10 protein-coding genes are annotated in these 12,085 nt (G+C 36.4%); 3 read left to right on the forward strand and 7 right to left on the reverse strand.

Annotated features, from left to right (window positions below):
- The first annotated feature begins 49 nt into the window (after window positions 1-49).
- A complete protein-coding gene (locus VEU72_10235; protein ID HYL67511.1) occupies window positions 50-1,009 on the forward strand; it encodes an MBL fold metallo-hydrolase RNA specificity domain-containing protein in 960 nt (319 codons plus the stop codon).
- Here the strand turns inward: VEU72_10235 and uvrC are convergent.
- Genes uvrC through VEU72_10255 form a run of 4 tightly spaced genes read right to left on the reverse strand, consistent with a single transcriptional unit; the run spans window position 1,006 to window position 8,013 of the window.
- Window positions 1,006-2,586, reverse strand: a complete 1,581-nt coding sequence (uvrC, locus tag VEU72_10240) for an excinuclease ABC subunit UvrC (GenBank protein ID HYL67512.1) — start codon at window positions 2,584-2,586, stop codon at window positions 1,006-1,008. The genes VEU72_10235 and uvrC overlap by 4 nt on opposite strands.
- A complete protein-coding gene (gene uvrA / locus VEU72_10245) occupies window positions 2,576-5,395 on the reverse strand; it encodes an excinuclease ABC subunit UvrA (protein ID HYL67513.1) in 2,820 nt (939 codons plus the stop codon). The genes uvrC and uvrA overlap by 11 nt, the downstream gene beginning before the upstream one ends.
- On the reverse strand, window positions 5,392-7,332 hold the full coding sequence (gene uvrB / locus VEU72_10250) for an excinuclease ABC subunit UvrB (GenBank protein ID HYL67514.1): 1,941 nt from the start codon (window positions 7,330-7,332) through the stop codon (window positions 5,392-5,394). Before uvrB ends, uvrA begins: the two co-directional genes overlap by 4 nt.
- Before the next feature lie 48 nt (window positions 7,333-7,380).
- Window positions 7,381-8,013, reverse strand: a complete 633-nt coding sequence (locus tag VEU72_10255; GenBank protein ID HYL67515.1) for a pyridoxamine 5'-phosphate oxidase family protein — start codon at window positions 8,011-8,013, stop codon at window positions 7,381-7,383.
- 75 nt (window positions 8,014-8,088) lie between these two features.
- On the opposite strand from VEU72_10255, the gene VEU72_10260 reads away from it, so the two are divergent.
- Window positions 8,089-8,499, forward strand: coding sequence for a hypothetical protein (locus VEU72_10260; GenBank protein HYL67516.1), 411 nt, complete (start codon window positions 8,089-8,091; stop codon window positions 8,497-8,499).
- 14 nt (window positions 8,500-8,513) lie between these two features.
- Here VEU72_10260 and VEU72_10265 read toward each other — a convergent pair whose 3' ends face one another.
- The 3 genes from VEU72_10265 to VEU72_10275 all read right to left on the reverse strand — a co-directional run bounded on the left by VEU72_10265 (window position 8,514) and on the right by VEU72_10275 (window position 11,597).
- A complete protein-coding gene (locus VEU72_10265; GenBank protein ID HYL67517.1) occupies window positions 8,514-9,419 on the reverse strand; it encodes a CARDB domain-containing protein in 906 nt (301 codons plus the stop codon).
- Between the two features lie 37 nt (window positions 9,420-9,456).
- Complete coding sequence (locus VEU72_10270) at window positions 9,457-10,542, reverse strand: LLM class flavin-dependent oxidoreductase (GenBank protein HYL67518.1); 1,086 nt, start codon at window positions 10,540-10,542, stop codon at window positions 9,457-9,459.
- Window positions 10,543-10,652: 110 nt separating this feature from the next.
- A complete protein-coding gene (locus tag VEU72_10275) occupies window positions 10,653-11,597 on the reverse strand; it encodes an iron-containing alcohol dehydrogenase (GenBank protein HYL67519.1) in 945 nt (314 codons plus the stop codon).
- Window positions 11,598-11,873: 276 nt separating this feature from the next.
- On the opposite strand from VEU72_10275, the gene VEU72_10280 reads away from it, so the two are divergent.
- On the forward strand, window positions 11,874-12,085 hold a 212-nt coding region (locus tag VEU72_10280; GenBank protein ID HYL67520.1), incomplete at its 3' end, for a hypothetical protein.

Below are 12,085 nucleotides of genomic sequence, written 5' to 3' on the forward strand. Positions count from 1 at the left end.
TATATCTGATTGATTTGTCTGAAATTTGGATTTGGCTCAAACTGTCAAAATGACATCAAATGGTATAGTATCAGTACAAAACGGAACAAAAATACATCTTGATCCAAAGCGAGCAACAAGTGATGGAATAGCATTTGTCTCCCATGCACATATGGATCATCTGCATAATCAAAATGGAGGCCTGCTTTTAACAACCAGACAGACAAGCGAGATTGCAAAGCTTCGAGGATATAATATTGAAAACTATATCGAAGAGTATGAGGATTTTTCCATGGTGGACACAGGCCATATCCTGGGTGCACGAGGCCTTGCATTTGGTGATGTGTTTTACACTGGTGATATCTGCACCAGAGATAGAGGTTTTATGAAAGGAGCCAAGGTGCCAAAATGCAAGACGCTAATCACAGAGTGCACATTTGGGCTACCAGAATTTACCTTTCCTGGAATTGATGAGACAGTCAAAAAGGTAAACGGTATAATATCTGAAATGTACTCTAAAGGAAAGCCAGTCATCTTACTAGGGTATGAGCTTGGAAAGGCGCAGATTCTATCATATTTGTTTGGTCACTGGGAACCATTTTACCATGATTCCATAAAACGCGTAAATGACTTGTATAAAAATTTTGGAATAGACCTAAATGATTCTGTTGGACACACAGAAGCTGAAAAAAATGGACTACTTGACAAAACCCCCTGGGTTATGATTGCGCCAAACTTGGGTGCAAAAAACCAGTTCATACAAGACATGAAATCAAAGTATGATGCAATAACAATTGGCTTTAGCGGCTGGGCTCAATCTAACAGATTTTCATTTGCAAGACAGCATGATTATTCCATCACTCTTAGTGATCATTGTGATTACAATGAACTTGTAGAGTTGGTAAAAAGATGCAGCCCAGAAAAAATCTACACCATACATGGCTTTGTTGAAGAGTTTGCAAGTGATTTATCCAAGATGGGCTTTGATGCACAACCTCTAAAAGAAAATTCACTTGACGAATTTCTCTAATTTAATTTTCGTAATGATCTATTATACGCAACACCAAATCGATGTGCTTCATCTCTAGCATACTGTAAAATTTTTAATGCATGATTGTTTTTTGGAATGACTAGCGGCTCTTTTATTTTTGGAATGTATACTTCTTCATTTTCTTTTGCAAGTGAAATACAAGGAAGTACAGTACTGATACTTTTTAGAGCATCCAAAGCCGCACGCAACTGTCCCTTGCCACCATCTATTAACACCAAGTCTGGCATCACTGATTTTTCTTTTCGCAATCTGATATAGCGTCTTTTTATCACCTCATTTATCATGGCATAATCGTCTCTTCCTTGAACGGTTTTTATCTTAAATTTCCTATATCCTGACTTGTCTGGCCTTCCATCAACAAATCGTGACATGGAGCCAACTGCATAGTCTGCACCATGGTTTGAAATATCAAAGCATTCTATTATTTTTGGAATGTTTTGCAGGTGGATTTTTTCCTGTAACTCTACTAGTGCAGGGTCAGAGTCTTTTGATTGGTATAGTGTAATGTTTTTCATGATGAGTTTTATCATCTCCTTTCTTTTGCCAGATGACGGAACCATAATGTTTACCTTAAAGCCAGAGGTTCTTGAAAGAACCTCTTCTAGAATGTCTTTTTTTTCTGGAAGCTCACTTGTTATGACAAATTTTGGAATTGGGTTTGTGGAATAGTATTGAGATAAAAATGACGAAAAGGAATTGTCCCCAATGATATCAAAAGAAAATCTGTTCCTATCACGAATCACGCCGTTTGTCTGCCTAAAGCTCATGACATGTGCGGTTTGATCTTTAATTTTTATTCCAAAATATTCCTCATCATAGTTTTTTGTTGATTCCATCTTCTGTCTTGTTTGCAAGTTTTGCAGTCTCTGCATTGTATCATGAATCTCTTTTGCCCTTTCATAGTGCTGGTGTGATGATGCTTCCTTCATTTCATCTTCAAGTTTTTTGCTAAAATCTTCTAGCTTTTGTTTGCCTTTGAGTATTGATTCTAGTTCTTCAATGTGATTTCCATATTTTTCACGCGCTTTTTTGAATTCACATGGAGCTTCACAGTTTCCCATGTGATATTCAAGACATGCCTCTTTTGGCAATCTCTTACAGATTCTCACTTTGAATGCCTTGCGCAAAAGACCAATTGAGAGCATTTTTGAGCTGCCTGATGTAAAAGGGCCAAATACCTTGCCTGAGCCAAGAAATTCTCCGGTTCTTGTTCTTCTTGCCACCATAAGACGTGGAAATTCCTCGTTTGTAATTCTAAGATAGGTGTATCGCTGCTGGTCTTTTAGCTCAATGTTGTAAATTGGCCTGTATCGTTTTATCATGTTGGCTTCAAGCAAAAATGCTTCACTTTCATTATCAGTTAATACAAACTCTATATCTGATATTTTTTCAACAAGCTTTTGTGTCTTGTAGTTTTGGTTTTTAAGAAAATATGATCTTACACGATTTCGAAGATTTTTTGCCTTTCCAATGTAGATTATCTTATCTGATTTGTCTTTCATTATGTATATTCCAGACTGGGAAGGAATTGTTATCTTGGAATGATCAAATTTCATGTCTTAGAACTCTGCTCAAATATTGTCCAGTGTAACTATGCGAATTGTCTGCAACCTGTTCTGGTGTACCAAATGCAATTACTTTGCCACCTTTATCGCCTCCTTCTGGACCAAGATCAATTATCCAATCAGAATTTTTTATCACATCCATGTTGTGCTCTATTATGATTACGGTATTGCCAAGATTTACCAATCTGTTTAGGACATCAAGTAATTTTTGTACATCAGAAAAATGAAGTCCTGTTGTAGGCTCGTCTAAAATGTATATGGTCTTGCCAGTATATCTTTTTGAAAGCTCTGCTGCAAGCTTTACTCTTTGTGCTTCTCCACCAGATAATGTGGTTGCGGCTTGGCCAAGCTTGATGTATCCTAGTCCAACATCTGCAACTGTCTGCAGTTTTCGCTTAATTGCTGGTATGTTATTAAAAAATTCTAAAGCTTCTTCTACTGTCATGGATAAAATATCAGAAATGTTTTTTCCTTTATACAAAACTGATAGTGTTTCAGAGTTGTATCTTTTTCCTTTGCATTCATCACAAATCACATACACATCTGACAAAAATTGCATCTCGATTTTCTTAACACCATCTCCCTCACAGGCAAAACACCTCCCATCAGTCACGTTAAATGAGAACTGGCCTGGAGTATAGCCACGTTCTTTTGACATTTCAGTGTTGGAGTATAATTCCCGTATTGGGGTAAATGCACCGATATAGGTTGCAGGATTGGAACGAGGTGTTCTGCCTATTGGGGATTGATCAATTCCAATTACCTTGTCTGTATCTTCTACTCCAAGCACTTGCTTGTGTTTGCCTGGTCTATCTGATATAATACCAAAGTGTGCAGAAAGCGCATTGTATAAAATGTCATTGACAAGTGTAGATTTTCCAGAACCAGACACGCCAGTTACTGCAATCATAAACCCTAGTGGAAACTCAACATCAATATTTTTTAGATTATTTTCTGCCGCACCTCTTACAATTATTTTGCCTTTTTGATTACGAGTTTTTTTGACAAGTTTTATTGCATTATGATTTTTAAGATATTCTGCTGTTATTGACTTGTGATCACTTAGCATTTCTTTTATTGTTCCTTCAAAAACAACACTGCCTCCATGAACTCCTGCCCCTGGTCCCAGGTCTATTATCCAATCCGAGTTTCGCATGACTTCTTCATCATGCTCTACAACCAATATGGTGTTACCAAGATCGCGCAACTTTGTTAGCGTCTTTATCAATTTGGCATTGTCTTTTTGATGAAGGCCTATTGTTGGCTCGTCAAGAACATATAGCACTCCAGTAAGATTGGAACCAATCTGAGTTGCAAGCCTTATTCTCTGTGACTCTCCACCAGATAATGTGGCACTAACTCTGTTTAGTGTTAGATAGTTTAGCCCAACATTTTTCAAAAACTCTAGTCTTGAAAGAACTTCTTTTAGTACAGATTTTGCAATATATTTTTCAGTTTCAGTTAATTTGAGATTCTGGAAAAAGTCATAGCAAGCGTCAATGGAAAGATCACATACGTCCATTATTGATTTATCGTTTATTTTCACGGCTAGTGCCTCATTTGTTAGTCTTCTGCCATTGCAAGAGTTACAGGGCGTCTCACGCATGAATTTTCTAAGATCCTCTCTTTTTGATTCAGAGTCTGTTTCTACAAAATTTTTGTTTAGATTTGGAATAACTCCACTAAAGGTATTGGTGTATTGCCATTTTGAATCAGTTGTCTGGGATTCGTATGAAAATCGTACTGCTTCGTCTGTACCATACAAAATGACTTGAACTTGTTTTGGACTCATTTTGTTAATTGGAGTCATCAAATCAAAACCAAATTTCTTACCAACATCGCGTAGTGTTTGTCTTCTAAACGAGGAAAATCTTCCAGACCATGGAACTATGGCTCCATCAAGTATGGATTTTGTCTTGTCTGGAATGAGCAAGTCGGGATCAAACTCCATCTTTACTCCCAATCCATGACAAGTCTTGCAAGCTCCAAATGGTGAGTTAAACGAAAATGATCTAGGTTCAAGCTCACCTATTGTTATTCCACAGTACGAACAAGCATTGTTTTGAGAAAATATCTTCTCATCAGTGTCAGAAATTAGTACAGATCCTTTGCTAGCTTTTAGTGCATTTTGCACAGACTCGTACAGTCTACTTTTTTCCTCCTTTGATGCTTTTACTCTATCAACTACAATTTCTATATTATGCCATTTTTGTTTGTCAAGAATTGGAATTTCTCCATTTAGTTCTATGATTTCATTGTCTACTCTGACTCTAGAGTAACCAGTTTTTTTGACCTGCTCAAATAATTTCTCATATGTTCCTTTTTTTCTTCTAATCAATGGCGCCAAAATTAAAATATTTTTTCCATCTGATTCTCTAAGAACTGATTCACAAATTGACTCTGCAGACTGGTTTGAGATTTTACGCCCACATTTTGTGCAATGAGGTATTCCTATTCTAGCGTAAAGCAGTCTCAAATAGTCATAGATTTCAGTAATGGTACCAACAGTTGATCTTGGATTTTTACTTGTGGTCTTTTGCTGAATTGATATTGCTGGAGATAACCCTTCAATGGAATCTAAATCAGGTTTATTCATCATCTCCAAAAATTGTCTTGCATATGCAGAAAGTGATTCAACATATCTTCGCTGTCCTTCCGCATAAATGGTATCAAATGCCAAAGTGGATTTGCCAGAACCAGAAAGACCAGTAATTGTAACTAGTTTATTTTTTGGGATATCCAAATTGATGTTTTTTAAATTGTGCTCCCGTGCACCACGAATTACTAGTCTGTCGTTCATGTTCCTAACTCTTTTTGAATTTTTGCCAATTTCTCACGGTACTCTATTGCGTTTTCAAAGTCTAGCTCTTCTGCAAATTTTTTCATTGCAGATTCTATCTCTATTGCATATTTTTTCAAGTCGTGTTTTGACATGTGTTTTAGTTCCTCAAATTTTGCTGTCTGCTCTGGAATTGCCTTTACTATGGTGGTTGGTTTTATGCCCATCTTTTTGTTATATTCAATTTGCCTGTTTCTTCTGCGCTCAGTTTCTAGTATAGCGTTTTTCATTGATTGTGTTGTATTATCTGCATACATTATCACACTGCCATCAACATTTCTTGCTGCTCTTCCAAATGTTTGAATCAAACTTGTTATGTTTCTAAGAAAGCCTTCCTTATCTGCATCTAGGATGGCAACAAGTGAGACTTCGGGTATGTCAATTCCCTCTCTTAGTAGATTAATGCCAACTAGCACGTCAAACTCGCCTAGACGCAACTGTCTGATTATCTCAGTTCGCTGCAGATTCTCAATCTCAGAATGCAAGTATCTTACCTTGACCTGTTTTTTTGACAAATATTCTGCAAGGTCTTCTGCCATGCGTTTTGTTAATGTGGTAACAAGAATGCGCTGGTCTTTTTCAACTCTTTTTTTAATTTCTATTACTAGATCATCCATCTGATTTTCAGTCTTTCTTATTTCTACTTGTGGGTCTACAAGACCGGTTGGGCGAATTAACTGCTCTACTATTTGAAAACTTTTTGTTCGTTCATATTGACTAGGTGTGGCAGAAACAAAAATGGTATTTTTGATATATTTTTCAAATTCTTCAAACTTTAATGGTCTGTTATCAAATGCACTAGGAAGTCTAAAACCATAATCAATGAGAGATTTTTTGCGAGTGTGGTCTCCAAGATACATTCCATGAAGCTGTGGAATTGTAACATGTGATTCATCAATTACAAGTAAAAAGTCATCTCCAAAAAAGTCAAGCAAACAAAATGCTTGCTCACCAGGATTTCTTCCATCAAAATGTCTTGAATAGTTTTCAATTCCAGAGCAGTATCCTAGCTCTTCTATCATTTCTAAATCATATTTTGTTCTCATCTCTAGTCTCTGTCTTTCAAGCTCGCGAAGCTCAGGCATTCTTTGTTTGAGCTCTGTTTTTATGGACTGTACTGCAACTTTTCTAACATCATTTGCAACAAGATAGTGCTTTGCAGGAAATATCTTGATTTGTGAAATGCTTTTTTTCTCTACAAGTGAGATAGGATCACAGACAGATATTTTTTCCACCATATCTCCAAACATTGAGATTCTTACAACATCATCAGAATATGCTGGAATGATGTCTATGGTATCGCCTCTAATTCTAAATCTTCCAGAGGCAAGCTCTGTATCATTTCTCTCATATCTTGCATTGACTAGCTGTTTTATGAGAGAGGAACGACTGGTCTCTTTTCCCTTTTCAACAATAATTGACATTGACTCCCACTCTTTAGGTGAGCCCAAAGAGTAGATGCATGACACTGTGGCAATAATGATTGTAGGCTCACCTGATAGTAGCATCGCAGTTGCCTCTAATCGCATTTTTTCAATTTTTTCATTAATCTGGGTGTCTTTTTCTATGTAGGTATCAGTTTGTGGCAAGTAACTTTCTGGCTGGTAATAATCGTAATAGCTAACAAAATATCCGACATTGTTTTTTGGGAAAAATTGCTTTAGCTCTGAGTAAAGCTGAGCGGCTAGAGTCTTGTTGTGTGATATTACTAGAGTATTTTTGCCTGTTCTTTGGATGACATTTGCAACAGTAAATGTCTTGCCGCTTCCTGTTACACCAATTAATGTCTGGACTTTTTTCTTTCGTACTCCTTCTACTAGATGTTCTATTGCCTGAGGCTGGTCTCCTGTTGGCTGGAATTCTGATGCCAACTCAAAACTTGGATTTTCTAACAACATATCAAATTAACAAAAACGAAATTTAAAGCAATGGTACTTTCAGTATGACTACCAGGATGGCTCTTCTGAAATAACTAGGCCGTCTTTTGTCTGTGAAATCCCCATTAGTTTGAGTGTGTTTTGTGCAGTAGGGGTATTTCTTTCAAGTAATTTTTTAGCCACTTCTAGTCGAGATTTTTTTTCAAGATGTTGCCCCACCTTGTATTTTCCACGCATTGTTATTGGAATTACTTTGATTATTGCAACCTCGTCTACGACTTTCATCTCTGGACTAATACCCTCATAGCCTCCCTCTGGTTGATATTTTTTCATCAATGAATTAAGGGCTAGTGTTTTTTCTTTTCTGTCATTGACTATAATTCCAGTTCCCTTGATTACAACGCTGATGTAAAGTGTGTCTGCCTGAGAGGCGTCTGTGGGGTGTGTAAAATATGATGGCAAAAACTCTAGGCTTTGGTCTACCTCAAAACCAACCTTGCTGTTTTGTCTGATGTTTTCAAGTTTTTCACCTCTAGTGTGAGAATGCATGTATATCACACCATTGACAAAAACAAAGTTCATTGGGATTATCTGCGGATATCCATCCTTGTCAATACTACAAACTCTTCCGGTTTCCTGCTGGTTTAGAAACTCGATCAATTTTTCTTTTGATTTGATCTCAAGCCTACCTAGTAGTTGCATAAATTTGATTATCAGGATTGATATTTTTGTATATGGATTTTAAAGATAATATGTGGGTGTGTTATACCTATGGGCATGCTAATAAAGGACCTTTTTTCAGATTTTAGAGCATTTTTAATTGCAGGCAGTGCCGTGATCGCATTTTCTCATTTTATCTATACTTTGTTTGGCATTACAATTCCTGCAGTAGTTTGGGCTTTTTTCAAAGAGTTTGGTGCTGCAATAATTTTGGCATCAGTTTTTGTTTTTGCTATTGCATGGTTGCTAAAAGCAAAACCACACAAACGACCACAAAATTATTTTGTTGTGCCATATGATGTATTTGGAAATAAATCAAAAATAGACGGACTGCGAACAGAATTTAAAACTCATGATGTGGCATGGAGCTTTATGAAACATTACAAAAAATCTTATCCATTTTACAATTTTGCTCTTGTCTCTGATGTGCCAAATTCAGAAAGACAAACAATCTTTAGATATATCTAAAAGAAAATTTTTAATTATTTCCTGGCTCGCTTTTGAGTTTTCTTGTGTTTAAAATGATGCCACAAAAAAATCAAAAAACCAATTACTGTTGAGACAATCGTACCAACACCAACAACTGGAGCTATGAAAAAGTTGCCAAGCCATATTCCCTGGGCACCACCTATTTCCATCATGCCTCGTTGTCTCACAAACACATTTAGCGAGTCCTCTAGGGAGTAGGTTTTTCCTGATTTATCTGAATATGTACCATTTAGGTGAATACTTGCATGGGTTGGAATGGTAAGGTCTTTTTGTGTTTGTACTACAAATTCAAAATCAGATGATTTGCCAGCCTCAAGATTTGTCAGCGAATAAATTTTTTTCCCGCTTAATTCTACTTGTGAAGAATCAACACTCATCTGTATGTTTTGTGCCTCGCTTCCCTGGTTTTTTATTTGTCCTGTAATTGAAAATGGCTCACCTGCAAAAGCTTCATCAGGTGTCTGAGCATTTAGTAGTAGCAAAGGTTTTGACTGGGTGTTAAACTCTATTGCTCTAGTAAAAGAGTTTTTTACAGGAATTTTATCAAAAAAACCTTTGATAAAATATTGTACTTCGATATTTGCAAGAAAGCTGCCATCAGGTGTTCCATTTTTTACCTGTGCATTAAAATTATTTCCAAGCGTAGAGTCTTTTGGGAGACTGTCTATATGAAACTGGTTTTTTGTCATGTTTAGCTCTGGAGATGATATAGTAATTGTGATGTTTGATACCTGGTCTGCACTGGTTTTTACCACAGATGAGAGAACAAAGTCGTCCTGAGGTGTTAAAATGTCAGGATAGTTTACGATTACTTGAACATTAGAATCAGATATTGTATTTTGCATTCCATAAGCTGGTATGAAAAAAAACAACACAAAAAAGAATAGATAATATTTCACAGGATAAAATTGAAGATCGTAACTTATATTGTTTAAATTATTTTCTAGGATTATCCATTTCCCTAAAATATGGCATTACAGTTGATGCAAATTTGTCTAGTGAACCAAAGTATCCAGAGCCCCAGAATCTGACAATAAAGTGGTTCACCCCAGCTTTCATGAACTTTTCAAATACTGGAATGATGTCATCTGCAGTACCCATGCCTATTGACGAGCGTGCCACCTTGTCAGGAATTGTTTGTGCAGCTTCGCGCATCTTTACTATCCATTCTTGATTTGACATAGAGTATTCTGTAAAGTATTTTTTAAAATCAAAACCTTGTACATCTTGTATGTTGTGAACTTTTAATATCTCTGGCTTGAAGAGGCTAACTTTAACTGCGTTTTTCATTTTTACCCATGCTTCTTCTGCATCATCTGAAAAATACACATCAATATCAACACCATATTGAAAGTCCTTTCCGTCTCTTCCATTTTCTTTCATTGAATCTTTTATTGCCTTTGCATGAACCTCAAATAATTCCGGAGTATATCCTATTGGTATCCAACCATCTCCATATTTGCCACATAATGCAAGTGTCTTTGGTGCGCCTGCTGCCATGTAAATTGGCGGATGAGGTTTTCTGATACTTTTTGCCTGAAGGCAAGCTTCTTCTAGTTGATAAAACTCGCCATTGAAATTAACTCTGTGTTCTGGTGATGATTCAAAAAGTAATTTTATTACCTGAAGCTGCTCTGCAAATCTCCCAACTGGTTTATCCCACTGAATTTTAAATTCCTTGATGTTTTGAGCTTCACCTGCGCCAATTCCCAGTGTTCCTCTTCCATGAGAGACTCTATCCAAAGTTATTGTTGCAAGTGCAATGTTTGATGGATGTCTTCTTACTGCATCTGTAACACATGTTCCAAGCTCTACCTTGTTTGTAACAGAGGCAATTGCAGCAAGCATAACCCATGGGTCATTTACTATGGCATGATTCCACTGTGGTACATTTGAATGATCCATGTACCAAATTGAATCATACCCAGTCCTATCTGCTAAAACACAAGAAGTAAGAATCTGATCCTCAGTTAATCCGAGTCGTGCAACATTTAAGCCAAATTGAATTCCAAACTTTACCATTTTTTCCTAGTCCTATAACAAGAATGTGAACTAAATGTGGTATTTAAGTTTAGTAAAATTCATGAAAATTAGAATTTTTTATTAAAGAAAAACTGATAAACTGTAAATTTTTAGAGGTTGCCGTTTGTAATATCTTTTAGTAATTGTATTACATCTTCTTTTGTCACAGGAATTGGATTTGGATCAAGATGGCCTTTGTCTGTCATAACAATATCTGCAGCTTGGTCTAGTGGAGCTTTCAAAGTAAGACGATCAAACTTTAGCTTCTCTACGACTTGTTTGAATTGCTCATAGAAAATAGATTTATTGAATCTATGTGCAACTGTTGTACAAGATGAAAGTGAGTATCCGTGAGGAACTCCTTCGTTTGAATATACATAGGACAGTGCATGACCCAAAGTTGTTGAAGCATTTCCAAAACCAATTCCTGATAGCATTGAACCATAGGGATAATTTTCAGGCTTGTTGTTCATTATGGCATCATATAGAACATCAAATGCTGCCTTGCACATGGTTCTTGTAAACTCGTTGCCTTTCTTGCTGTCATAGCCTTCAGTTGCTTGCGCACATGCATCACAAACAGAATTTTTGACAATTGCTTCAGGTGTTCCTTCTAAAAAGTATGAATCAACTATTGCCATGTCTGCAAGGAATTTTTCATCCTGTAAAAGTTTCTTTTTACCGTCAAATTTTAAAACACAATATGTGGTCATCTCACTTCCAGTTCCAAATGTTGTTGGTATGAGGATTTTTGGAATTTTTAATTCAGATGCAGCGTATTTTGCAACATCCTGTGAACTTCCTCCACCTAGTCCAATTATTGCAGAAAGATTCTTTGTTTTATACTCTGCAATTACTTTTTGAACTGTTTCAATTGAAGGTTCAGGCTCTACTTTATCAAATAGGAAATGATCGGTTATCTTCATTCTTGCTAACCACTTTGATGAAACATCTGGTGGGGCGGTGGTTACAACAAGTGCATTTTTTGGATAATCTGCTTCAGAAAGAGCATTTTTTCCGAATTTTATTACTTTTGGTATCCTAATAACATTCATAGTAAAAGTTAGATTTTCAATTATTATTATACCTACGGAAAACGCATGTTAAATAACTTGGAGGGGATGTGTGCTATAACAACAGGAATTACTCCAGTAACTTTCGATTGTATAAACAACCGATCTATCACTAGTTATTTTTTCAAATTTTAAAATAAAAAATCCATATTATGTAAAAAGACGGAACAGACGATTCTTAATACTTTAACTTTGCGAAGTATTCTTACTGATAAATTCTGCCCGAGCATTATAAGTAATAATTCATCTGATTTGGTAATGAAGAAGTTACTAGGAATCTCACTTGTTTGGCTTCTTTTAGCAGGATCACTAGCAGTTCCGATCGGAGTTTACTCGGCCTTTGGTACTGGTGGACAGTTCGCAACTCCAGTATCAACCTCCACAGTTCTGAGCTCAAATGCTGTTTCTACCATATTTGGTCAATCTATAACATTTACAGCCACAGTCTCACCAAGTACAGCAACCGGAAC

This window comes from Nitrosopumilaceae archaeon, assembly GCA_035631875.1.
Taxonomy (GTDB): Archaea; Thermoproteota; Nitrososphaeria; order Nitrososphaerales; family Nitrosopumilaceae; genus TA-20.